The 25,329-nt window shown below is 35.7% G+C and carries 24 protein-coding genes; 12 read left to right on the plus strand and 12 right to left on the minus strand.

Annotated features, from left to right (window positions below; translation table 11 throughout):
• Positions 1–3: 3 nt before the first annotated feature.
• Complete coding sequence (locus tag MR062_RS17160; RefSeq protein ID WP_242206583.1) at positions 4–699, plus strand: hypothetical protein; 696 nt, start codon at positions 4–6, stop codon at positions 697–699.
• Between the two features lie 63 nt (positions 700–762).
• On the opposite strand, the gene mgrA is transcribed toward MR062_RS17160, so the two are convergent.
• Positions 763–1,752 (minus strand): L-glyceraldehyde 3-phosphate reductase, encoded by a 990-nt coding sequence (mgrA, locus tag MR062_RS17165; RefSeq protein ID WP_242206586.1) that lies wholly within the window; start codon positions 1,750–1,752, stop codon positions 763–765.
• 338 nt (positions 1,753–2,090) lie between these two features.
• Here mgrA and MR062_RS17175 point away from each other — a divergent pair, with 338 nt between their 5' ends.
• A complete protein-coding gene (locus MR062_RS17175; protein ID WP_242206590.1) occupies positions 2,091–2,477 on the plus strand; it encodes a nucleoside triphosphate pyrophosphohydrolase family protein in 387 nt (128 codons plus the stop codon).
• Positions 2,478–2,618: 141 nt separating this feature from the next.
• On the opposite strand, the gene MR062_RS17180 is transcribed toward MR062_RS17175, so the two are convergent.
• On the minus strand, positions 2,619–3,686 hold the full coding sequence (locus MR062_RS17180; RefSeq protein WP_242206591.1) for a branched-chain amino acid aminotransferase: 1,068 nt from the start codon (positions 3,684–3,686) through the stop codon (positions 2,619–2,621).
• 92 nt (positions 3,687–3,778) lie between these two features.
• Between MR062_RS17180 and MR062_RS17185 the strand changes: the two genes are divergently transcribed.
• The 3 genes from MR062_RS17185 to MR062_RS17195 all read left to right on the plus strand — a co-directional run bounded on the left by MR062_RS17185 (position 3,779) and on the right by MR062_RS17195 (position 6,792).
• Positions 3,779–4,279, plus strand: a complete 501-nt coding sequence (locus tag MR062_RS17185) for a DUF4920 domain-containing protein (protein ID WP_242206593.1) — start codon at positions 3,779–3,781, stop codon at positions 4,277–4,279.
• A 135-nt stretch (positions 4,280–4,414) separates the two neighbouring features.
• Positions 4,415–5,098: a tRNA (5-methylaminomethyl-2-thiouridine)(34)-methyltransferase MnmD gene (mnmD, locus tag MR062_RS17190; protein WP_242206595.1), complete on the plus strand. Its 684-nt coding sequence runs from the start codon at positions 4,415–4,417 to the stop codon at positions 5,096–5,098.
• A gap of 761 nt (positions 5,099–5,859) precedes the next feature.
• Positions 5,860–6,792, plus strand: coding sequence for a TIGR01777 family oxidoreductase (locus MR062_RS17195; protein ID WP_242206597.1), 933 nt, complete (start codon positions 5,860–5,862; stop codon positions 6,790–6,792).
• 79 nt (positions 6,793–6,871) lie between these two features.
• On the opposite strand, the gene MR062_RS17200 is transcribed toward MR062_RS17195, so the two are convergent.
• Positions 6,872–8,044: an LETM1-related biofilm-associated protein gene (locus tag MR062_RS17200; protein WP_242206599.1), complete on the minus strand. Its 1,173-nt coding sequence runs from the start codon at positions 8,042–8,044 to the stop codon at positions 6,872–6,874.
• A gap of 147 nt (positions 8,045–8,191) precedes the next feature.
• Here MR062_RS17200 and MR062_RS17660 point away from each other — a divergent pair, with 147 nt between their 5' ends.
• The 4 genes from MR062_RS17660 (at position 8,192) to MR062_RS17220 (ending at position 13,164) form a co-directional block, all read left to right on the plus strand.
• On the plus strand, positions 8,192–8,848 hold the full coding sequence (locus MR062_RS17660) for a DUF4331 domain-containing protein (protein WP_262916866.1): 657 nt from the start codon (positions 8,192–8,194) through the stop codon (positions 8,846–8,848).
• A gap of 23 nt (positions 8,849–8,871) precedes the next feature.
• Positions 8,872–9,432, plus strand: a complete 561-nt coding sequence (locus MR062_RS17665; protein ID WP_262916867.1) for a DUF4331 domain-containing protein — start codon at positions 8,872–8,874, stop codon at positions 9,430–9,432.
• Between the two features lie 191 nt (positions 9,433–9,623).
• Positions 9,624–10,913: a tetratricopeptide repeat protein gene (locus MR062_RS17215; protein WP_242206602.1), complete on the plus strand. Its 1,290-nt coding sequence runs from the start codon at positions 9,624–9,626 to the stop codon at positions 10,911–10,913.
• A gap of 16 nt (positions 10,914–10,929) precedes the next feature.
• Positions 10,930–13,164, plus strand: coding sequence for a TonB-dependent receptor (locus MR062_RS17220; protein ID WP_242206604.1), 2,235 nt, complete (start codon positions 10,930–10,932; stop codon positions 13,162–13,164).
• A gap of 162 nt (positions 13,165–13,326) precedes the next feature.
• Here MR062_RS17220 and MR062_RS17225 read toward each other — a convergent pair whose 3' ends face one another.
• From MR062_RS17225 to MR062_RS17235, 3 genes are all read right to left on the minus strand, one after another.
• Positions 13,327–14,751: an amidohydrolase family protein gene (locus tag MR062_RS17225; protein WP_242206606.1), complete on the minus strand. Its 1,425-nt coding sequence runs from the start codon at positions 14,749–14,751 to the stop codon at positions 13,327–13,329.
• Positions 14,752–14,956: 205 nt separating this feature from the next.
• Positions 14,957–15,754 (minus strand): anti-sigma factor, encoded by a 798-nt coding sequence (locus tag MR062_RS17230; protein WP_242206608.1) that lies wholly within the window; start codon positions 15,752–15,754, stop codon positions 14,957–14,959.
• Positions 15,755–16,285 carry an RNA polymerase sigma factor gene (locus MR062_RS17235; protein WP_242206610.1) on the minus strand — a complete coding sequence of 177 codons (531 nt, stop codon included), beginning with the start codon at positions 16,283–16,285 and terminating at the stop codon, positions 15,755–15,757.
• A gap of 264 nt (positions 16,286–16,549) precedes the next feature.
• On the opposite strand from MR062_RS17235, the gene MR062_RS17240 reads away from it, so the two are divergent.
• Positions 16,550–17,512, plus strand: coding sequence for a D-2-hydroxyacid dehydrogenase (locus tag MR062_RS17240; protein ID WP_242206612.1), 963 nt, complete (start codon positions 16,550–16,552; stop codon positions 17,510–17,512).
• A gap of 148 nt (positions 17,513–17,660) precedes the next feature.
• Here the strand turns inward: MR062_RS17240 and MR062_RS17245 are convergent, their stop codons facing one another.
• The 5 genes from MR062_RS17245 to MR062_RS17265 form a co-directional block, all read right to left on the minus strand.
• On the minus strand, positions 17,661–18,353 hold the full coding sequence (locus MR062_RS17245) for a lycopene cyclase domain-containing protein (RefSeq protein ID WP_242206614.1): 693 nt from the start codon (positions 18,351–18,353) through the stop codon (positions 17,661–17,663).
• Complete coding sequence (locus MR062_RS17250) at positions 18,354–18,806, minus strand: sterol desaturase family protein (protein WP_242206616.1); 453 nt, start codon at positions 18,804–18,806, stop codon at positions 18,354–18,356.
• Positions 18,807–18,815: 9 nt separating this feature from the next.
• A complete protein-coding gene (locus tag MR062_RS17255; RefSeq protein ID WP_242206618.1) occupies positions 18,816–19,655 on the minus strand; it encodes a phytoene/squalene synthase family protein in 840 nt (279 codons plus the stop codon).
• 127 nt (positions 19,656–19,782) lie between these two features.
• Positions 19,783–21,246, minus strand: coding sequence for a phytoene desaturase family protein (locus MR062_RS17260; RefSeq protein WP_242206620.1), 1,464 nt, complete (start codon positions 21,244–21,246; stop codon positions 19,783–19,785).
• A 47-nt stretch (positions 21,247–21,293) separates the two neighbouring features.
• On the minus strand, positions 21,294–22,193 hold the full coding sequence (locus MR062_RS17265; RefSeq protein ID WP_242206622.1) for a MerR family transcriptional regulator: 900 nt from the start codon (positions 22,191–22,193) through the stop codon (positions 21,294–21,296).
• A gap of 264 nt (positions 22,194–22,457) precedes the next feature.
• Between MR062_RS17265 and MR062_RS17270 the strand changes: the two genes are divergently transcribed.
• Both MR062_RS17270 and MR062_RS17275 read left to right on the plus strand, forming a co-directional pair.
• Entirely contained in the window at positions 22,458–24,722 is a 2,265-nt protein-coding gene (locus MR062_RS17270; RefSeq protein WP_242206624.1) for a tetratricopeptide repeat protein, read from the plus strand.
• Between the two features lie 96 nt (positions 24,723–24,818).
• Complete coding sequence (locus MR062_RS17275) at positions 24,819–25,025, plus strand: GDCCVxC domain-containing (seleno)protein (protein ID WP_242206626.1); 207 nt, start codon at positions 24,819–24,821, stop codon at positions 25,023–25,025.
• 149 nt (positions 25,026–25,174) lie between these two features.
• Here the strand turns inward: MR062_RS17275 and MR062_RS17780 are convergent.
• Positions 25,175–25,329: GIY-YIG nuclease family protein (locus tag MR062_RS17780; protein WP_394800552.1), on the minus strand; the 155-nt coding region annotated here is incomplete at its 5' end.

A 25,329-nucleotide genomic window follows, 5' to 3' on the forward strand; every position in this document is an offset into this window, starting at 1 on the left:
AGGTTGAATAGAACAATTTTGGATAGGATGAAACGGTATGCTTTTACTTTGTTTTTAACGTGTTTTACACTGTCGGTCTTTGCTCAGATTGATAGTGAAAAGAAACTTAAAATTGTCCCTGCAGAAGAAAGTAAAAAAGATTCGGCATCAACACTATTGCTAAGCCCCTCTAAGCCTTTAAGCAATCCAAATAATTTAAATATCCCTAATACTGCGCCTCTATTAGAGTTTCCAAAAAAGGAGTTTTCCATGTTTCCTCAAGAACAATTTGGAAATCCAGGGGAGTTGTACCAGAAGCGTATTAGTGAAAACATAGACGATTTAAAGTTAACCAAGGAAGAGATTGAGCAAAGGAATGGTAGTACCACCGATGTGTATTTAGGGGACATAAGATCTAATGGAGAGTTTGTGAATGTCGTATACCGAGACCATGGGTATGTTGATGGCGATGTTATCCAAGTGCTGATTAATGATGATATTGTTCATGCCAGGGTGTATTTAACAGGCGGTTTTAAAGGCTTTAAACTAAATCTGTTAAAAGGGTTTAATAAAATTGATTTTTTAGCATTAAATCAAGGCGAGTCTGGTCCAAATACTGCAGAATTTAAGGTTATAGATGATAAAGGCAATATTGTTTCACATAAACAGTGGAACCTAGCTACTGGGGTGAAAGCGACTGTTATTGTGGTTAAGGAATAAGCCCAAAGACTTCGATGTAAATAAACATCTAATTTAAACCGTTTAAAATTATTGCTAATTACTTTAGCCCAATATAGCATCAATCTGATTGAGTTCTTCTGTGCTAAACTCCAAATTATCCAAGGCTTTTACATTTTCTTTTAATTGGTTCACAGAACTGGCCCCAATAAGTACAGAGGCCATTTGTGGATGCCTCAATATCCAAGCAATAGCCATTTGCGATAATTTCTGACCGCGGTTTTGGGCAATGGTGTTCAGTTGTTTAACTTTTTCAATATTGCTATTTACGGTTTCTTCGTTTAAGAATATAGAACTGCCACCGGCACGGGAATCTTTTGGAATGCCGTTTAAATATTTATCGGTAAGCATACCTTGGGCCAAGGGTGAAAAGGCAATGCCGCCAACGCCATTTGCTTCCAAGGTGTCTAAAAGATCATCTTCCACCCAACGATCAAGCATGGAATAGCGCACTTGGTTAAGAATAAAAGGCACATTTAATTGCTTTAAAATGCTTGCTGCCTTTTGGGTGTCTTCAGCATTATAATTGGAAATGCCGGCATACAAGGCTTTACCCTGTCTTACAATATCGGCCAATGCGCCCATGGTTTCCTCTAAAGGGGTATTAGGATCAGGTCTATGGTGGTAAAACACATCCACATAATCCAATCCCATACGTTTTAAACTTTGGTCTAAACTGGCAATTAAATATTTTCTTGAGCCCCATTCCCCATAGGGACCATCCCACATTAAATACCCCGCTTTAGATGCAATAAAGAGCTCATCACGATAAGATTTAAAATCGGCTTGGAGAATCTTTCCAAAATTTGTTTCTGCCGATCCTGGAGGTGGACCATAGTTATTGGCTAAATCAAGATGGGTAATACCTAAGTCGAAAGCACAACGCAAAACATCCCGAGCATTATCAAAACTATCATTAAATCCAAAGTTATGCCATAGGCCTAACGAAATTGCAGGGAGCAGTACGCCGCTTTTTCCTGTTCTGTTATAAGTCATGGTTTCATAGCGGTTACTAGCGGCTTGGTATACTTTCATTATATTTTAAGGGTATTATTATGCTTTTAAAAAGAATTTAATGGCAACTATAAATAGAATAAAGGCAATAAAGGCAATAAGAATCCAAATACTGCCTGCATAAAAACGCTTGTGAAGTTTCATGTCTTTTCGATAGGTGAAAACAATTATTATTACAAAAGCAATAAAAAATAAAACTCCAAAAATGATTTGACCTTTACTGAACATATAGTTACTTTTATGCAAATTTAATGAATATATGCAACAGAGATAATATAAATAATCATTAACTACATTACAGCGTGATTATTAAAATTATCGAAAGTGACATACGACCATTTATAAGCAATACTATACAAATGAAGAATAAAATAGAAGCTGTAAAAGCATTTCATACGGCCTTTAAAATAGGACATCGCGAAAGTCCAAAAGCAGATTTAGGTACAGAAAAGAATAAATTGCGTTTTAATTTAATGCGTGAAGAGAATGAAGAATATTTAGAGGCGGCCAATAATAATGACTTAGTTGAGGTTGCCGATGCCTTGGGCGATATGCTGTACATACTATGTGGTACCATTATAGAACACGGTATGCAATATAAAATTGAAGAAGTGTTTGAAGAGATTCAACGTAGTAATATGAGTAAATTGGGTGAAGATGGGCAGCCAATTTATAGGGAAGATGGCAAGGTTTTAAAAGGCCCAAACTATTTTAAGCCCGATATTCGGTCTATTTTAGATAAATAAAAAAGAGGTTGTCTAAAAGGGAAACTAAATGTCACATTGAGCGCAGTCGAAATGTATTAATTACTGATATCCAATAATAGGTTTCGACTGCGCTCAACCTGACAAAAAGTTACGAAGCCCGTTTAGACAACCTCTTTTTTGTTAATCAACCTTATAACGCCATCCAAAGGGATCTTCGGCCTTATTGGTTTGTATATCTGTAATACGCTTTTTTAAATGGTTGGCAAAGGGGGCGTCCAATTCAGGTAAATCATAATCGGTACCGTTGTAACCAAACCCAGAAATAGGAGAAACCACGGCAGCGGTTCCAGCGCCAAACATTTCTTTTAAAGTACCATTTTTGGCCGCTTCAACAACTTCGTGAACCGACAGTTTTCTAACCTCTACATCTATACCTTCAGCTTGGGCCAATTCAATAATACTTTTTCGGGTAATACCGTCTAAAATACGATCGCTCGTAGGTGCAGTAATTAAAGTATCGTTAATACGAACAAAAATATTCATAGCTCCAGCTTCTTCAATAAACTCATGCGTATTATCATCGGTCCAAATTACTTGTTGGTAACCTTTTTCAATAGCCAATTGCGTAGGGTAGAATTGCCCTGCGTAGTTACCACCAGCTTTGGCAAAACCAACACCGCCATTAGCAGAACGCGAGTATTTTTGTTCAATCAATACTTTTACTTTACCAGAAAAATAAGATCCCGATGGTGCCGTGGCTATAATGAATTTATACTCATTGGCAGGCGACGCATGAAACCCATTACCAGAAGCAAATACAAAAGGTCTTATATAAAGCGAGCTTCCTTCATTTTCTGGAATCCAATCGCTGTCTACCTTAAGCAAAGTTTTTAGCCCCTCCATAAAATAGGCTTCAGGCAATTCTGGAATAGCCAATCGTTTGGAAGAAATATTCAATCGGTTAAAATTGTCTAACGGACGGAATAACCAGACCTTACCTTCAGAATCTTTATAAGCTTTCATACCTTCAAAAACCGACTGACCATAATGGAAAATCTTAGCCGAAGGATCCAGCGAAATATTTTGGTAAGGCACAACTTTTGGAGCTTCCCATTTGCCATCTTTATAATCGCATACCAACATGTGGTCCGAAAAGACACTTCCAAACTTCAAATTATCAAAATCTACCTCATTAATCTTGGAGGCTTTTGTTTTTATAACCTCTATAGCGTTAGTTGTAGTATTCATAGTCTAGGTATTTACGAAACAAATTTAAGTAAAAACGTTTTTAAAAAAGAGGTATATTTACACAAATCGTTTAAAATTAAAGTTTTTGTATCATGAGGTTGTTAATACTGGTGTTTATTGGTGTTCTATTGTTAAATTCTTGTAAAAAAAAGGTCGAAAACCAAACAAATCATGACAAAATAGCAACTACTGAATACACTTCTTTTGGAAAAACTATCATACCAGATGATGCTATTGAAGTAAAATCTATGGTTTCCCATTACAATACAATGGCTGTAGGCGATAGTATTAATACTAAAATGAAGGCAACTGTAACCGAAGTATGCCAGGCCAAAGGGTGTTGGATGAAGTTGCAATTGGATAACAATAGTGACGTTATGGTGAAGTTTAAGGATTATGGTTTTTTTGTGCCCAAAGACATTAAAGACAAAACAGTAATTGTTAATGGTTTGGCATATGTAGCCGAGCAATCTGTAGAAGACCAACGCCATTATGCTGAAGATGCAGGAAAAACAGCAACCGAGATAGCAACTATTACAAAACCTAAAAGAACATTTGCTTTTGAAGCAGATGGTGTTCTTATAAAACAATAATTTGAAATGCCCATATACAAAATTTACAATCTACGGAAAATGATAATAGTGGCATTGCATTCCTGTGCTGAGAGAGGTCTAAGTATGGCCAATGAAAACCCGCCTGCCAAGCGGGCGGGCAGTAAATATTAACAGATGAAACGGGAAATTATTATTACGTCCGATGGCTCTACAACCATTCACTTACCTGAATGGAATGAGCAATACCACTCCAAACATGGGGCTATTCAAGAAGCATATCATGTGTTCATCAAGCATGGTTTACATCATTATTACCATTTAAATTTTAATAGGGAAGAAGCTATTTCAATTTTGGAGATAGGTTTTGGTACAGGTTTAAATACCTTAATAACCTTATTGGAAGCCGGAAAGCTAAATACTAAAGTTGACTATACAGGTGTGGAAGCTTATCCTGTTGCAATAGAAGAGGCCTTAAAGCTGAATTATACGGAAATGTTGGAGGATCATGTAGATTTGGATGTTTTTAAAACCCTGCATAGTGTTTCTTGGGAAGCACAACACGACATTACGCCTGCTTTTTCATTAATAAAACAGAATAAGTTTTTTAAGGATATAGATGCAAAAGCACAATTCAACATTATTTATTTTGATGCCTTTGGATCAAGGGTACAGCCCGATTTATGGACAGAAGCTATTTTCCAAATCATGTATGATGCGTTAAAGCCTAGTGGTGTTTTGGTAACCTATTCAGCAAAAGGCAGTGTGCGTAGAGCCATGCAAAGTGTTGGCTTTGCTGTTGAAAAATTACCTGGCCCACCGGGTAAAAGGGAAATGTTACGCGCTTATAAAGAAGCGTGACATTCAGCGTTTTTTGATAAAATTATACTTAAGAGCTAAATGTTACGCGCTTATAAAGAAGCGTGACATTCAGCGGTTTTTAATGAAATTATACTTAAGAGCTAAATGTTACGCGCTTATAAAGAAGCGTGACATTCAGCGTTTTTTGATAAAATTATACTTAAGAGCTAAATGTTACGCGCTTATAAAGAAGCGTGACATTCAGCGTTTTTTAATAAAATTGTACTTAAGAGCTAAATGTTACGCGCTTATAAAGAAGCGTGACATTCAGCGTTTTTTGATAAAATTATACTTAAGAGCTAAATGTTACGCGCTTATAAAGAAGCGTGACATTCAGCGGTTTTTAATGAAATTATACTTAAGAGCTAAATGCTAAGGGCTACCAAGGTCTGATGTTTTAGAATCAAGAGCCAAGACTAGCAGATAGATAGCTTAGCCTTGCTTTCATTGAGCCAAACCCCTAAACTTTTAAACCTTGGACAACACATGATTAAGGATTTTATTTTAGAGCAAAGTTTTAAGTATAAGGAATTAAGACAAAGAAAAATAGGAATTAAACTTTTAAGAAAAATTAATAGGATTGCCTATCATCTAGCAACTAGCGACTCCTAAACCTATAAACTTTAAACTTTTAAACATTAGCCTTCAATTTTAGAACCTTGAACAACCAGCAACAACCAAAGTTTAAACACATATGTTAAACCTAATATAAACTACTGGTGCGCCCATATCGTATTTCGTAACTTTATATAAAAAAGAAAATGCGGGTTTTAATAACGGGAGCAACAGGGTTAATCGGACAGGAGGTGGTAAGGCGTTGTCATGAAAGGGAAATAGATGTTAATTACTTAACAACGAGTATATCAAAAATAGAATCTAGAGCTAATTATAAAGGATATTATTGGAATCCAGACACCCAAGACATAGACAAGAATTGTTTTAAAGACGTTGAGGCCATAATCCATCTGGCGGGCATATCGATTGCCAAGCGATGGACCCCAAGCCATAAAAAGGAAATTATCTCCAGTAGGATTAAGCCAACACAACTACTTATTAATTCCTTAAAAGGAGAATCGCATACTATAAAACAGGTGGTTTCGGCCAGTGCCATAGGGATATATCCAGATTCCCTGGTAAATTATTACGATGAAAACTTTAAATCGTTTAAGGATACTTTTTTAAGTACCGTAGTACAGCAATGGGAGCAGGCAGTAGACGGATTTTCTAAATTGAACATTAAAGTTTCCAAGATAAGGATAGGACTTGTACTTTCAAACAAAGGTGGCGCATTAGAGGAAATGGTAAAGCCCATTAAGTATGGCCTTGGTGCAGCTTTTGGCTCAGGTAAACAGTGGCAATCCTGGATTCATATAGAAGATTTATCAAGAATGTTTATGTATATTTTGGAATACCAACTAGGCGGAGTATATAATGGAGTAGCCCCCAATCCCGTTACCAATAAAGAACTCATAAAAGTCATAGCAAAACAATTAAAAAGACCTATAATTCTGCCCAATATTCCTCGGTTCTTTATGAAGCTATTGCTGGGAGAAATGCATATCCTTTTATTTGAAAGCCAGCGTGTAAGTTCAAAGAAAGTTGAGAACAAAGGGTTTAATTATAATTATAATTATTTAAAACCAGCACTTAACGATTTGTTGGGGAAAAGGATTTTTGCACATGACAAAAATTAAAATGTGTGATAGCTGTCAGCCTAAGCAACCATACTCAATGTGACGTCTCAATTTTTTGTCATTTACAGAAAAATGGATTTTATTCCTTAATCCTGTTTTCGTCAAATGCCGAAGGAAGTAATTTTGGAATAAACTTAATGACCAAGGGTAGCAATAACGCACCACCCGGTAAAATAAAAATAGCCAAACTTGGGATGGATTTGAAGATATCCAATAATTGTTCCTGTACTTTTTTCTGTTCCTCTGGGTTAAGTTCCCTATGGGTAGATTGCGATAGGAGTACTAGTAATTCCTTGCTGTCTTTTAACTCTTTGTAAAGGCGTTTGCTATTTCTGGAAATTAATTTACTAACCATTTTACTGGAGTTGTCATAAAAACTCTGTACTATATTTTTAGAACCCAGTAAGGCAATTTCATTTTTATGGATTGTATAAAACGAATCAACAAAAGCAATGGAAGCCTCGGTTTTTTCCGAGCTTAATTTAAAGTCACTGCCCAAATTAGTAATAAACTTGATCTCGTCGGTATCAATAACACGGTCACTCCAACTGGCCATGCAAGCTAGGTCTAGGATGTAAAATTTTTCTAAACTGGTAGCGGTTAGGCTTACTGCTGTTTTGTATTTTAGAGGTACAGCATTATGATAGCGTAAAGAGGATTCAAACAATTTAATTAAACTTTCGTCGTATTGGTTTTTCTGTATTTTGGCATCAATAGCACCTAAAACAATAGTTTCAATTATACTTTCTAATTGTTTGGCATAGTCTATAGAAATAACCCCTTCCTCCAAAAACTTTTTATAAGCCAGAATGTCGACAAATAACAGTGCATTAATTATAAAATAGTTGAAATTTTTGGTAAGTACATTAGGGTCTATATGGATGCGTTTGTGTATTACTTTTTCAAGTTTGTCATTAGAGGATTTGCTACCCAATAAATCTTGGAAAAAAGAGGTCTTTAGCTCGTTAATAGCTGTATAAAATTGTATCACACTATCAACAAATTCTGTTTCAGAACTGGTATTATTGTGTGTGTATAAAAAGGCAAGGATTAAATTTACCTTGCACAGTTCGTCTTCCGATAGGTCATGCTTTTCAAATACGTTCGCAACTACATTAAGATTGCTTCCAAAGATGAATCCGCAGGCCCTTAAGTCTGTATAGAAGCGTTCCTCTTCTTTATTTAAAAAAGCTTCGTTACTGGAAATGTCTTTCAACAGTTTTTTTATCCAACCTGTCGCTGATGGGTTCATAGATTATAAGTTGAGTGTAAAATTAAGCTTTTTACTGGAAAGGCGATTTAAATTTATTTAACAAAATTTTAACAAAACCGGGTAACTGATTACTTCGTAGGTATGCATGAAAGTAACATTAAAATAATTAACTAAAATTTCAAAATTATGAAAAACTTCAAGCAAACTTTAGGAATCAGTTTACTGTTAGTAGCTGGTTTAGTTTTTGTCGCAGCAGATCACATTGATGCACCTGCAGTACAAGGTGGTACTAGCGACATTACAGATTTTTACGCTTTTCAGGGCGAGAACACCGATAATATGGTATTTGTAGCAAATTTACAGGGACTGTTAAGTCCATCAGCTACCGCATCGGCCACTTTTGATGAAAACGTTATGATAGAATTCAATATAGACAATACTGGGGATAATATTGAAGACTTAGTAATTCAGGCAATTCCCAGAAATGGTAAAATGTATGTTATAGGCCCAGTAGCACCAAGCAGTCCTGGATTAGCCAGTGTAATAAATGCGAATAGTATCAACGATGTTATTTTTGTTGATGTAACCACTTATGGTTCTGAAGCTAAAGTAGCAACCAAGAATGGTACCTCGGTATTTGCAGGGCCAAGAGATGACCCGTTCTTTATGGACTTTGCCCAGTACAGCGAAATTATAGCTGGAAATGCCTCGGGGTTTAATAATCCAGGAAGCGACACCTTTGCCGGAACCAATGTTATGTCTGTGGTGGTTGAGGTGCCTAAAGCAATGATAGGAGGCACAGGTACCATAAACACTTGGGTTGAATCAAAAAGAAAACAATAACAACAATTTTTAAAATGACAATTATGAAAAGTATAAAATTAATATCAGGATGCCTTTTAAGTGCTTTATTACTATTTAGTTGTAGTACAAATAATGTACCAACGAATGGCGACGGAATCTATAATAATCCAAACCTTTCTGGAACTTATATGCAGGAAGATCAAATGGGAAGGCCAGCTGTGAATACCGTATTTGTGTCTTCATCGAGTAAAGATGGATTTAATACCACGGTACCATCAAACCAAAGTGCGGCATTTCAAAGTATGTTCGAAACTAATTTGTTGGCATTAAGTCCTGCTTATGCAAATGGGGGCTTAAATGCCTTAGGTCAAGATGCAGCAGCTTTTACCGGACTGTTGGCTACAGATGTGCTAAATGTGTCTTTAGAAGGAACTACAACATTTTTCGATGGCACTAATATTTTAACGGGTAGAGCTTTAGCCGATGATGTCATCACGGTAGAACTACTATTGATCTTTGGTGGTGAGGATTTTTCTGAAAATCCAACGCTGTCCAATGATAATGTAAACGAAAATGACAAGCCTTTTTTAGCTTCATTTCCATACTTAGCCTCCCCATGGTAAACAGTGAATATAAATCAGGGCGCATTTAAAATTGCGCTCTGGTTTTTCATAAATCAACAAAACCTTAAAATCAACAAAACAACGAAACATCCATGACTAATTATCAAGTTCACGACGGAAGTGATAGTTAGTATGTTAGATGCCCTGAGCTTGTCGAAGGATGACCAATAAATAACAAAAAACATTAACACATGAAATCTATATACTCACTTATAGCATGTATGGCCTTATTACTTAGCAGTTGTGATAAAGAGCCAAAACTCATAACAAACCAGGCAGATTACAATAAATACTTGGAAGTAGTGGAGAACGAGATGCTGCAATTGGCTTACGAAGACCTTGAATTTTGGGAAAAAAAGCTAGAAAAAGATTCAAATCAGTTTCCTTATTTAGTCAAGGCAGCAGCATCTCAAACTCTAATATTTAACGAAACAGGAAATATTGAAGCTTTAATTGATGCTGAAAAAAAACTTATTGAAGCCAATACAAGAACAGGGTTTGCAACAGCAGCCTATTTAAGGGCATTGGCCAGAAACTACATTGCACAACACCGTTTTAAAGAAGCACTTGAGTTATTGAACACAGCAGAGGGCAATGGCGAAAAGCTACTGGCAACACAAAAGATGTGCTTTGATGTGCATCTGGAATTGGGCAATACAAAAGAAGCTAAAGCCTATTTGGATAAAATTGAAAACTATAAAGATTTCGATTTTCTTATTCGCTTATCTAAATGGAGTGATCACGAAGGCGATTTAGACCATGCTATTCTCTATTTAAAAAAGGCTTTGGAAATAGCCGAAGCTTCAAACTATAAAAGCCTCATGCAGTGGAGCTATACTAACTTGGCAGATTATTATGGACATGATGGACAAATTCAAAACGCGTATAACCATTACCTTAAGGCACTAGAACTAAACCCCAATGATGCCTATGCCAAAAAAGGAATAGCTTGGATTGTTTATTCACATGAGCGAAACCCCAAGGAGGCCTTACGAATTCTAAATGCGGTGTCGCAATCCCATAATTCGCCAGATTATCATTTGTTAAAAGCAGAGATTGCAGAATATATGGGGGATTTAAATGCAAAAGAACAGTATTTAAAAGCCTATACCAATGCTGTTAAGCGTAAAGATTATGGGGTGATGTATAATAAATATAACGCACTTGTTTATGCCGAGGATTATAACGTGCCTCAAGAAGCAGCCAAAATAGCTTTGGAAGAAATTAAAAATAGACCCACACCGCAATCCTACGATTTATTGGCTTGGGCCTATTATAACCATGGCAATAAAAGTGAGGCATTAAATATTATGGAAACCCATGTGGTTGGTAAAACTTTTGAACCCGATGTTCTATTTCATTTAGCTAAAATATATAAGGACAATGGAAAGCTAACAGAAGCGAAGGCCCTTAAGAGAGAATTACTGGAAAGTACCTTTGAATTGGGGCCATTAATGGCGAAAAAAATCAAGAATATATAAAAAATCAAAAATTATAATGATTAAAGATTGTTCTAAAATATTTATTTTTTTATTGACTTTAGTCATGGCCAATACTAATTATGGACAACAATTAAAAGGTTTGGTTGTAAATAATGACAATCTACCATTGGAAGGTGCTTTTGTATATAATTTGAGTTCTAAAAGTCATGCCCATAGTTTAGAAAATGGCATGTTTATAATAAATAAAACAAAAGTAGGCGATTCAATAAAAGTTGGACTACTAGGGTACAATAATAATATTGTAATTGTAGAAAGGATAACGGAAACTATGAGGATTGTTCTAGCAGAAAAATCTTTTCAATTAGATGAATTGGTTATTTCAGAGCAGATAAATGCATTAAATACTGTTGCAAAATTGGATTTGGCGGTAAACCCAGTAAATTCTTCGCAGGACATATTAAGAAAAGTTCCAGGATTAATTACAGGCCAGCATGCTGGAGGGGGAAAAGCAGAACAGTTATTTCTTAGAGGTTTTGATGTAGATCATGGTACAGATGTGGCTTTATCGGTTGATGGTATTCCAGTTAATATGGTTTCCCATGCCCATGGTCAAGGTTACAGCGACTTACACTTTTTAATTCCAGAAACCATAAATAATATAAGTTTTGGAAAGGGGCCTTATTATGCAAAAGAAGGCGATTTTAATACGGCAGGTTACATCAATTTTGCTACAAAGGATTACATAAAGGAAAGTTCCATTTCAATAGGTGCTGGACAATTTAATACCATACGTACATTGGGGATCTTTAATTTATTGGAAAACGTAAAGCGGCAAAATGCATATATGGCTTTGGAGTATTTATCTGGAGATGGCCCTTATGAATCACCACAGAATTTTAACAGACTCAATTTATTTGGTAAGTATGTTTTGTACACCCAAAATAATGATAAATTATCATTGACGGCCTCACATTTTACCAGTCGATGGGATGCCTCGGGACAAATACCACAACGCGAAGTTGATGCTGGACGTATATCCCGTTTCGGTGCTATTGATGATACTGAAGGAGGGCTAACCTCTCGAACCAATTTAAACTTAGGGTATACAAAGCAAATTTCAGATTATACCACATTCAAAGCCAATACATTTTATTCCAATTATAATTTTGAGCTATATTCTAATTTCACCTTCTTTTTAGAAGATCCAGTAAACGGTGATCAAATTAAACAAAAGGAAAATAGAAATCTATTTGGCATAAATACAATATTTTCAACAGATTCATTTTTAGGAGGAACACCATTAAATATAAAATATGGTTTAAGTTTAAGGCACGATATTTCTAATAATAATGAGCTATCTAGAACGATAAATAAAACCATAATAAACAATCGGGTAAAATTAGGGGATATAAACCAAACCAATTTGGGGACATTTATTAGTACAGAGTTGGATTTTGGGGCTTTTACGTTATCACCATCTTTACGATTTGATTATTTTAAGTTCATATATAACGACAAATTAGAAAACAAAAGTAAAACGCAATTTGAAACCAAGTCCGTTATTAGTCCGAAGCTTAACTTATTTTTTAATGCCAATACTAATTTACAATGGTTTTTAAAATCTGGAATAGGTTTTCATTCTAATGATGCTAGGGTAGCCGTTACAAATCAAGAAAACAATATTTTACCCCGTGCTTATGGTGTAGATTTTGGGAATATCTGGAAACCTATACCAAAATTGATGATAAACACAGCAGCATGGTACTTATTTTTAGAACAGGAATTTGTTTATGTAGGAGATGCAGGAATTGTAGAGCCTAGCGGGAAGACAGAACGTTTAGGTCTTGATTTAGGCATGCATTACCAACTTACCGATTGGTTGTTCTTCGATACCGATGTTACCATAACCAAAGCAAGAAGTAAAGACAGTCCAAAAGGAGAAAATTATATACCATTAGCACCAGATTTAACTTTGGTTGGCGGTTTGTCTGTAAAAGGAAACAACAGGTTTTCGGGAAGTATTAAATACAGGTATATCGATGATAGGCCAGCCAATGAAGATAATAGTATCGTAGCAGCAGGCTATTTGGTAACCGACTTGAATGCTAATTATAGCTTTAACAATATTACATTGGGGGTAGTTGTTGAAAACCTATTTAATACAGCATGGAATGAAACACAATTTGCTACAGAGTCTAGATTGCAAAATGAATCACAACCCGTTGAGGAAATTCATTTTACACCAGGCACCCCATTTTTTATAAGGGGGACTGTTACCTATAATTTTTAAGCAATTAACAACACAAATTTGAGGGTTTGTTGTAGTGTTTTTTGATTATTTGTTGGTGAAAGTGTCTGCTATATTGTGGGCACTTTTGCTTTTTGTTGAAACGGGTTTTTCAAGTTTCAATTTTATCTTTTGCTATAGCATTCATTGTTATTAGGCATAGTTTTATTTATTATCTCTTATTTTTTTTATAACCTCTTTCCAATTATATTTTCCTTTATTATCATTGTTCCATTTAGCTAATTTTGTAAGCATTGTGTTAATAGTACTTTTATCAAGCCATTTACCATTTACAAATACTCCAGAAATTTTGCTCGTATTGTTAATGTTTTCTAAAGGATTTTTATCTAATAAAACTAAATCAGCAAATTTACCTGTTTCGATTGTTCCTATTTTGTCGTCAATTTCTAGCCATTCAGCAGCTAAACGTGTGGCAGAGGCTAGGGCTTCTTCATTTTTTAAACCAGCTTCTGTTAAAAGCTTCAATTCATTATGAAGTGAAAATCCCCATACGATACCCGATGTTCCTGCATCTGTCCCAGCTAATAGATGGACTCCCTCTTTTTTAAAAGCCTTAACAATTTTAATGTGGAAATCAACAAGTTCATCGAAGTAAGCAATACGTTCAGCATTTGTGCCTTGATTGTATTGATTGGATACTAACCATTTGCTTTGCATTAGAGGGTGCACATATTTGAAACTTTCAAGGTTTTGAACACTATCTAACGAGCGTGCTTGCTTTGCTATGGAAACAAGATTAGATAAATTAGGAATTAACCAAGTATCATTCTTTTTACACATTTTCGCGAATCTTTCAGCTTCTTCATAAGTTAATATGTCGGTTTGTTTAGAAAACTCTTCAGCATGTGCAACCAAACCAAAATGCGGAACAATAGCTTCTTCTGTATTGTTCTTAAATTTATTTGGTATATGTCCAACAACTTTCATTTTTTGCTTTTCTGCTTCATCTATAATCGCTTTAAAAGTTTCTTTGTTCAATTGTGAATATACTTTTATGAACTCATAACCTTCGCCTTTTGCAAGTCTAACGGTTTGCCTTCCATCATAGGGTGTTGTTGCAGTCATGTTTGCATTGTTTCCGTCTATTAATGCGGCTAAAGCAATTTTTGGACCTATAACATCGCCTCTTATTATTTCGTTTCGTTGTCCTATATGTTCTGCTCTTGCGCTTAGTTCAAATACAGTAGTAACTCCATTTGCCACGTAAAGTGTCATAAAATTTTGAGTATCAAAATGTATTGCGGGACCTCTTGTAGGATAAGATATATAAGGTCCATCCGCTAGGTTGTGAACGTGCATATCAATTAACCCGGGAATGAGCCATTTTCCTGTTCCATCAATTGTTATAGCATTGGTTGGAATGAAATCGTTTATTGATTGTATTTTCTTATTATGAATTACAACTGTTGCATTTTCAATGACTTTATTATTCTCTGTCATTGGAATTACATTCACATTCTTTATGACATAGACGTCATTTTCTGGATTATTATTTTCTAAATATGATTTCTGTGCATTTAAATTTACGCTGATAAAAGCAAGCAGTGTGAGAAGTTTTAAGTATTTCATTTATATTTTTGATTGATGAATATTTTAATAATAAGACGGCAAGTATGTGTTTTGTTACAATTTTAGAACTAAATCTCATGTAACTTACTGTGTATCAATAAAATATTTTCAATCTATTCAGAACTCTCAGCTAATTAGTGTATGTGCTCATCGTTATTTAGAATAACCTTTCCATTGTAAAGCTCTAATTGTATTTGTTGCAAAATTAAGATGTGGTCGCCACAACACCTAAAGTATATAGCTGTTCCATGGTTGGGGATTCACTACCACCTTCTGGTTCTAAGGTAATACCAAAGGCTTCACTTTGGTTTAGGTTTTCGATTTCGAAAATCTTATTGTCGTCGGTAATAAAACTATCCAAAGTACCTAAACTTACTGGTGTGAGCGGATTTAAGGTAAGCGACCATACCTGGTATACCTTGCCTGCAGGAGGCTCGGGAAGTCCGGCCGCATCTAAAAAGATACGTTGCTGGTCTTTGTCCCAATAGACTTTGGCATAGGTTTGGGCAAAATTACCTTGGCCTGCCAGAGGGACTTGGGTGATATTATCGTCGCGTAAAACAGAGATTAAGGTTTTGGCATCGTTTAAATTGGTATTGGCCGCTTCAATTTGTTGTTCTAAATACGACTTTTCTATGGTGACGGTTTGAATATCGGATGAAAGCTGTTTGTTTTTGTTAATGGTCCAAAACAGTCCCAAAGTAAGAATTACAGATGCAGCCCAGCCGGTATAGGTTACCCAGTTGTATTTGGGTTTGGTGATAGGAATTACTTTTGGATTAAATCCTAATCGTTCTTTTATGTTTTCTAGTGCGGCTTGATCTTTGTCGCGAGAAGTAGCAGCAGTTAATTGTGTTATGGCTTTTTCAATCTCTAAAACTTCTTGTAGTATTTCAGGATGTTCCTGCATGAGCGCATGCACTTCCATATTTTCTTTTTCTGAAAGCGCTCCTGCTACGTACAGCTCTAAAATTCCGGATTCTATGTAAGCTTTTATATCCATTTATGTTAACACAATGGCCCTTAATTCTTTAATACAATTTCTGTTTCTGGTCTTTATGGTACCAATGGGCATGTTTAGGGCTTCGGAAGCTTCGTTTTGGGTATACCCTTTAAAGTAAAGCAATTCGATAACTTCAACACACTTTTTGGCAAGCTTTTTTATGAACTTACCTATACCTATGGCATCGGTTTTATCATTTAAGCTTTCATGGGTTTCTATAATGTCTACGAAAAAATCGGCATTAAGGTTTTGCTTTGCGTTTTTAAAACTTTTAGATCGTGTTTTATCTATGGCGGCATTTCTGGCAATATTTAAAATCCAGGTAAAAAAGCGCCCTTTTTCAGCAGAATAAGTACCGGCGTTGTGCCAGGCTTTTATAAACACATCTTGCATGACCTCGTTAGCTATTTCGGTATCCCTTACAATATTGTTTATTACACCATGCATGCTGGTGCTGTACATATTGTAAAGCGACTCGAAAGCTTTTTCGTCCTGTTGCTTAAATTGCTCTACTAAAAGGTCAAGCTCCATAGATTTTAAATAAAATAGGATATTGGTTCAATGGCTAATCACATCTATTACAGTGCTTTGTTTTAATTATAAGCTGGTTTTAGTAAAAAGATGTCCTATAGTTAGCAGGAAAAATAAGCTAATAATATGCCAATTCCAAATTTTTGGGTTTAGTAATGATACCAATCGTTATATAGTAAAGGCAAAGTTCTAAAGAATGGGAAATATTTTTGAAAACCCATAGCCTTTTAGTAGCTTGCCTCTTCAATTTAAAAGCACACTATTTTGAAGATCGTAGTTTTGGATGGTTATACCTTAAACCCAGGTGATTTAAGCTGGGAACCCTTATCGCCATTTGGAGAAGTGTCCGTTTATGATAGGACGGTTTATAACAATGTCGCCATTATTGATAACATAGGTACGGCAGAGATAGTTTTCACCAATAAAACACCGTTACCTAAAGAAGTGCTTATTAAGTGTAAACATTTAAAATATATAGGTGTTTTGGCAACGGGTTATAATGTGGTAGATGTTGAAGCTGCGAGCCAATTGGGCATTACGGTAACCAATGTACCTGCTTATAGTACAGTTTCGGTAGCACAATTTACAATGGCCCTATTGTTGGAAATGTGCCATCGTGTGGGAGATCATAATATTGCTGTTAAAAATGGGGATTGGGTGCAGTCGCCAGACTTTTGTTTTTGGAACTTTCCATTAATCGAGTTGCACGGAAAAACCATGGGCATTATTGGATTTGGACGTATAGGGCAAGAAACGGCTAAATTAGCTCAAGCCTTTGGGTTGAAGGTGTTGTTTTATAATAGAACTAAGAAACCGGAATTGGAAACCGAGACCTGTAAAGGGGTAACGCTTGATGCGTTGTTTGCCCAATCGGATATTATAAGTCTGCACTGTCCGCTTTTTGAAAGCACCCAAGGCATTATTAATACAGGAAATATTAATAAGATGAAAGACGGTGTGATGCTTATCAATACTTCCAGGGGCGGTTTGGTGGTTGAAGAAGATTTGGCCAATGCATTACACACTGGAAAAGTGTATTGTGCTGCTGTGGATGTGGTTTCAAAAGAACCCATTACGGCCGATAATCCGCTGCTCAACGCTAAGAACTGTATCATTACACCACATATTGCTTGGGCTCCCATAGAGGCCAGGCAACGTTTAATGCATGTTGCTATAGAAAATTTTCGGGATTTTATGAACGGTAGCCCTGTGAATGTGGTTAATTAGTTTGATTAGATTGTTAATGTTTTGATATGTTATTTTTAGATGTCTAATCAATACATGTGTCACCTTGAGCGCAGTCGAAAGGCTCAACCTAACATTGCTTTAATTTATTAGCATTTGTAAATTAGCTTGTGTTTATTAAACCAATTAATTAGGTTAATTGTTTGTTTTTTTGGGTTTGTTTCATCACCAATAAACATAAAAGAATAAGGGAAAAGGCATAAGCGACATCTTCTACGGGGATGGTAAATAGCCTTATGTGTAGGTTTTCGCTATTGTTGTACCAGACCACTTCATCTTTAATAAAACTTCCTGTTAATATGCCGTTTACTACAAAAAAGGGAATAAGCATGACTAAAAACGTTAGGTAAAATGTTTTTAGTAATGCTAGGTTTTTAATGACCACGATTACCAACAGTATTGAAGCTACGGTAAAGTTTATAAAAGTGTACCATTTGTTATAATTGGATATTGCTAAGATCGCTAGACTGATAATGAGGACAAGGCTTACAGCTTTTGTAACGCTAGTGGGTAGTATCATTTTTGGAAAATAATACAAAAGGGCCTCGTGGGTAAATACGCAAGCATAGGGAATACAGATAAAGAACAGCCATTCTTCAATAGGTAAGTGAAATAGCTTTAGCCCCAAAAGGTAACTGTCATTAAACCCCCAAAATTCGTTAACAGTAAAAATAATGTCCCACGGAATAAATAGGAGCATACTAACAAAAATCCCTTTAAAGAGCGGTTTCCAGAGTTTGTAGAATTTTAGCTTAGGATGGAAACTAAATAGAAAAGGAATGGACAGGGACCCCAAGTTTAACAATAGGTATAAATAATTCATTTATTGCTTTTTGAAGTATTTAAAGGGAACAAACAACATGCCGAAGCACTCTCCATCATCTTTACCTAAGTGTTTATGGTGTATTTTATGGGCGCGCCTAACGCCTTTGGCATACCAGTTATTGGCATTTCTAAAGAGTTTAAAGCGTTGGTGGATAAAAATATCGTGAACCAGAAAATAGGAAAGGCCGTATGCAAAAATACCAAGGCCAATTGGTAATCCAGCCCAAAGTATGTCGTATTTCCAAAGTAAAAAGAACCCTATACTAACAACGGCATAAAAGGCAAAAAAAACATCGTTGCGTTCGAACCAACTGTTATGGTCTTTTTGGTGATGGTCTTTATGTAAGTGCCATAAAAAACCATGCATAATATACTTATGGGTAAACCAAGCCATAAACTCCATAAAGCAGTAAGTACCTAAAAAAACAAGTATCCAGTAAAGTGTTTGCATGGTTTTAATTTACAATAAATTTAATTGGTATTTTACATAGCTACGCATTAAAAGCTCAACCTTCTTATGGTTTGCTACCCTTATACGGGAGTTTTTAATTTGTAGGGCTGGCGTTTTTTTCAATTTTTTTAATAACTGTCGGTAATACCTATAGGCCATAAATACGCCAAATTTAGCTTCTACAGGTAGTTTTTTTATGCCGTTTAACCCTTTTTTAAAATCATGTTCAATGTCTTCGATAATCTCTTTTTTGGAAGCTTCATCTAAATTGTTTAAATCGGTGTTGGGGAAATAAGTTCTGTTCAATCCGTCGAAATCGGCTTTTAAGTCCCGTAAAAAATTCACTTTCTGAAATGCGGAGCCTAGTGACATGGCACTCTCTTTAAGGGCATTATATTTTTCGTTATCACCTTTAACAAAAACTTTTAGGCACATAAGGCCAACCACATCTGCCGAACCATAGATATAGGCTTTGTATTCCTCATCGGTTAAGTAATCGGTTTTGTGTAAATCCAATCGCATACTGGCCATAAAGGCATCAACTAATGGTTTGTCGATATGGTACTTGTGGTAGGTATGCTGAAAGGCATTTAATATGGGGTTTAAACTGATTTTATCTCGTAAGGCACATTCTAAATCATCTGAAAAAGTATTGAACAGTCGCTCTTTGTCATAGTCGTGAAACGAATCTACTATTTCGTCGGCACAACGTACAAAGCCATAGATATTGTAAATGTCATTTCTAATGGACTTACTAAGCATTTTAGTGGCCAATGAAAAGGACGTGCTGTAGGTTTTAGTGACCAGTTTACTACAGTTATAGGATACGGTGTCGAATAAAGATTTCATTTGTTTAAATTTTATTGTTTTCATCGGTCAGATGTAATTACTCACATTTAATGTGTTCGTGAACCTTCGGTTTCGCCAATAATCATCTCGGTGAGTATCAAGAGTTGTTATGGCTCATTTCATAAGCTTAACTATGGTATTTGGTTATTAAATTAGCGGCTAGCTTGCCCGATATTAGGGCAGGGGGAACTCCTGGCCCCGGAACAGTTAGTTGCCCCGTAAAAAATAAGTTCTTTACTTTTTTGCTTTTTAATTTGGGTCTTAAAAAAGCAGTTTGTAATAGGGTATTGGCCATGCCATAAGCATTGCCTTTGTATGAGTTATAATCTTTTATAAAATCGTTAACGCAAAAACTCTCTTTAAATAGGATATGTTGTTTTACTTTTTGCTTGGTTAAATCTTCAAAACGGTTTATGATTTTATTAAAATAATGGTCTCTTAATGCTTCTGTATCCTCTAGTCCGGGTGCCAATGGAATTAAAAAGATACCAGCTTCATTTCCGTTGGGAGCCACACTAGTATCTGTTATGCTGGGGAAACTGGCGTAGAATAATGGATTTTTGGGCCATGAAGGTTCGTCGTATATGGCTTTAGCGTGCGAATCGAAATCGGTGTCAAAAAACAAGGTATGGTGATTAACGTGCTTTAGCTTTTTATCGAAGCCTACATAGAACAATAAGGATGAAGGCGCAAAGGTTTTATTGTTCCAATAGGATTCAGAATATTGCCTATACTCAGGTTCCAAAAGTGTTTCCGAATGATGGTAATCGGCACCACTTAAAACAATATCAGAGGTATAGGTTGTTCCATTACTAACTATGCCTAGAGCCTTGCCATTTTCAACGATAATTTGTTCAACAGGACTATCGGTTTTAATCTTTACACCTAACTCATGCGCTAAGTTTTGTAATGCCAATATCACTTGATACATGCCTTTTTTGGGATGAAATGTGCCAAGACCAAAATCGGCATAATTCATAAAGCTATAAAATGATGGTGTATCTGAAGGTTTGGCTCCTAGGAATAATACGGGAAACTCTAATATTTTAACTAAACGTTCATTTTTAAAGGCTTTCCTAACGTCTTTTTTTATGGTTCCAAAGAATTGGTTTAGTTTATTAATGGTTTGGGGAGTAATGAGCTCAATTGGAGATAAACCAGGCTTATACACTAAATCTTTTATGGCTATATTGTAGTTACTTTTTGCCTTTTCAATAAATCCATATAGTAAGTTTGAACTACCGGGCTCTTCTGTTTCAAAAGTAGCAGCAATTTTTTCTAAAGTGTCTTCAATGGTTATATAATCGTTCTTTCCAAAGTAAACACTATATGCTGGGTTTAGTTTTTCTAATGTATAATAGTTGGATGGTTTTTTGTTAAAGTCTGAAAAGAAACGTTCAAATACATCGGGCATCCAGTACCAGGTGGGGCCTATATCAAATGAGAACCCATCTTTCTTCAACTGTCTTGCACGTCCGCCAATGGTACTGTTTTTTTCAAATACGGTAACACTGTATCCTGCCTGTGCTAAATAGCAAGACGCTGCAAGCGATGCAAATCCTGAACCTATTATATTGACTGTCGATTTCATTTTGTTTAACAAATATATGTATAAGTTAAACAAAAAACAAATCTATATCAAAATTCGTTCACCAAGCTTTCAATGGAATTAAAGATTGAAACTTTTGAAGGCAACATAAAATGGGGGACATCGGCTAATTTAGGACCCAAAATATGTAATTTAGTATTATCCTTTTTAAGCAATAGGTCGTTAAACTCATTTATATATTCAGGTATTGTATCAATCTCAGGCTGTACCGTAAAATAGGATATAAACGTTATATCTTCAAAATATTCATGTAGATCCAGTAAACTTGGCATGGGAACACTTTCACCTAAAAAGATAGTGTGGTAGCCTTTACTGCGCAATTGATAGTTAATAAATAAAAGCCCTATATCATGTATTTCATTATCTGGTAGAAAAAGCACAAAGGTTTTTGAAATGGGCTTGGGCTCCAGAATTTGCAAGCGTTCTATGTTTAATAAAATCTTTTGTTTTATATGAATGGATAAAAAATGTTCATGGGCAGGGGTTATGGTATTGGTTTGCCAAAGGAGTCCAATTTCATCCAATAAGGGGAGAAAAACAGTGTAAAAAATCTCGTTAAAAGTCCTGTTCTCTATCAGGTTATTATAGGTGTTGTAAAGCAATACTTGATCAAAATTTATCATGGCCATTTTAAGTGCATTTATCGCATGGTCTTCTATTTTTGATCGTGAAGCTATCTCCCTTACCTTTATAGGGATTTCCTCTTCTTTTAAATTCGCAATTTTTGATATTTTAAGCCCATTATTGTTTAGGTACGAGATATTTAGGAGCTTTTGTAAGCTTTCTGTACTGTAATTCCTAATATTGGTCTCAGACCTGTTTGGGCTTAATAAGTTATAGCGTTTTTCCCATATTCTAATGGTATGGGCTTTTATTCCTGTTAAGTTTTCAAGATCTTTAATGCTAAAATTAACCTGAATATTGTTCATTGTTTTATGCTTATTTTTAAACAAAAATACAAATATTATTGATTAATTGTTGAACATAGTGCAATTAAAGACATGCGTTGCATTGTGAATTCTAAAGTTAATGTGACTTAAAAACGCATTTTTCCAAAAATTTTAGTCATTAATTCTTTTATGCTGAAGTTTGGTATTTATAACTTCTTTTCTTTGTTTAATGCGCTAAAAGCAAGTATTTTTGGTTACTGAACTTATTGGGCTTCAAAAGCATTTCAAAAATTAATCAATACATTGAAAATATTTAAAGAACGCCATTTTTTTAGGCTTGTTATTGTACTACTATTAGTTAGTATGGCTTCTTGTAACAAGAAAAAGAATAGTTATACTGCTGTTAGTGAATTAGATAAGAAAACGTTTGCTTCAACTCAGTTAATTCCAGACGATCATTTCTTGGGAGATGCCAGTTGTAAAACGTGTCACGCCAAGGAACATGACTATTGGCAAGGTTCCCATCATGACAAGGCCATGCAAGTTGCTACGGACTCAACTGTCTTGGGTAATTTCAATGGTATTGAGTATAAAAGCCAAGGGGTGAAGTCAAGGTTTTATAAAGAAGGGAGCGCTTATTTTGTTAATACCGAAGGCCCCGATGGCAAGTACCACGACTATAAAATTGAATATACTTTTGGGGTTACACCATTGCAGCAATATATCGTTAAATTTCCCAATGGCCGATTTCAATGCCTAAGAACCGCCTGGGATACCAAAAAGCATAAGTGGTTCGATTTATACCCCGATTTTAAAGTGGTGCATTCCGAGTGGTTGCATTGGTCCAGAGGAGGGTTGAATTGGAATAATATGTGTGCCGATTGCCATTCTACCAATGTTAGAAAAAACTACGATGAGGCTACGCATGGCTACGATACCAAGTATGCCCTTATTAATGTTAACTGTGAAGCTTGCCATGGACCTGGAAAAGACCATGTAGAAGCGGCGAGGTCACTTGGAAAAGACTATAAGGGCAACGGAGATTTAAAAATGACATCACAAACTAAGCCTAAGGCGCTGGTAGATGCTTGTGCCAGATGCCATATGCGTAGGGAGCAAATCTCTGAATATTACAATTTTGAAGGGAGTATGCTCGATCATTATTTTCCGCAATTAATTGTGGAGAATGTCTATTATCCAGATGGCCAAATTTTAGATGAGGACTATGTGTATGGTTCTTTTGTACAAAGTAAAATGTACCATAATGATGTCACTTGTACCAACTGTCATGATCCGCATTCATTAAAGCTTAAATTTGAAGGCAATAAGCTTTGCGCCCAATGTCATGTTCCGGAAACTTACGATACGCCCAAACATCATTTTCACCCCACAGGAACCGAAAGTTCAAAATGTATTAATTGCCACATGGCAGGAAGATATTATATGGGTAATGATTTTAGGCGAGACCATAGTTTTAGGATTCCCAGACCAGATCAAAGCCTTAAATATGATACGCCTAATGCCTGCGTTCAATGTCATAAAGACAAGGATAACCAATGGGCCTGGGAGGCTTATGTTAAGCTCTATGGTAAGCCTAAGCACAAGCATTTCTCCGATTTGCTTGCACCGGGATTGCGAGGTGAAGCAGGAGGCTTAAACCATTTATTGGAGTTGGCCAAGGATACTATTTATCCGGAAATCGCAAGGGCATCAGCTGTTAACGTGATGACCAACTATGCAGATCCCCAGGTTATAGATAATTTGTTGCATTTTCTAAAAGATGAATCGCCACTGGTAAGAGGCGCATCATTAGATGTTTTAGGGGAAATCAATGCAGCCGATTATGTTAACTATCTTTTGCCATTGTTGGAAGATGAAAAACGTTCGGTTAGGGTAAAAGCGTTTTTTGCATTGGGAAGCTTGGATGAAGCCTTAATACCTGAACCCTACAAAGCTGTGTACAAAAAGGTTAAAAAGGAGTTTGAAACCAATTTAAAAGTAACTTCAGATTTTGTAGGAGGAAAAGTAAAGCAAGGTAATTATTATTTAAAACAAGGAAAACTACTTGATGCTATAGCATCTTATGAAGCGGCCTTAGAGATTGATAACACCAACAACATAGCAAGGACTAACCTAGCTAACTTATATTATAGAAATGGTGATTTTGCAAATGCCGAGCAGGCGTTTAAAACCATTATAACCCAAGAACCCGAATACGGACAAACGTATTACTCATATGGTTTGCTGTTAGCCGAATTAAATAGGGTAGAAGATGCTATAGTCCAAATGGAATTGGCCATAAAGTATATGCCAGATAATATAAGACCCTATTACAATTTAAGCTTATTGTATGATAAGGCCAATCAATTAAACAAGGCTGAATCTACAGCTTTAAAAGGATTTAAAAAGTCACCACAGGATGAAAGCATGTTGTACATTCTAGCTTATATTTATTCTAAGAACAATGAGGTAGAAAAGGCAAAAAACATAGCTAAACGATTGGTCGATTTATACCCCAATAATTCGAACTACAGGGCGTTTTATAACCAATTGAATGCTGTTCAATAATAATTTTAAGAGTGCATAAGCTAAGGTTGGTGAGAAAGAAACAGGGAAGGTGTCTATATTAATGGATTAAAGCAGAACCAATAAAAACACAAACAAATGGACATTATATTTAAATCTGAAATTACTTGTCCAAATTGCGGATACAAAAGAGTAGAAGCTATGCCGTTGAATGCTTGTCAGTTTTTTTATGAATGTGATAATTGTAAAAAAATAATAAAGCCCAAAAAAGGAGATTGTTGTGTGTTCTGTTCGTATGGCACTGTTCCTTGTCCGTCAATTCAGAAAAATAACAATTGTTGTTAAATATGCTTAAAACTATCTGTTATAATGCAAAGTCAACATGAACTAAGGAAAATGTTAAAGTTTTTTGTTGTAGTGCGCACGAGAAGACTCGAATGCTGATGCTACGATCAGCATCATGACTTTGCCTATGCAAACGTCATAGCTTCCATTTAGTCTTGATATTTTTCTATGAACGCTTTGGTGCGTTCTTTAGATAGATTTTTTAGTTTTCGCTCCAAGATTAGGGCTTGAGACCGATTTGGCTTTTCGGTTTTCCACACCAATTTCCATGGTCTGTATTTAGAAGTCGATTTTTCACTTCCAG

It is taken from the genome of Aestuariivivens insulae (genome assembly GCF_022662195.1).
In the GTDB taxonomy this organism is placed as follows: Bacteria; Bacteroidota; Bacteroidia; order Flavobacteriales; family Flavobacteriaceae; genus Aestuariivivens; species Aestuariivivens insulae.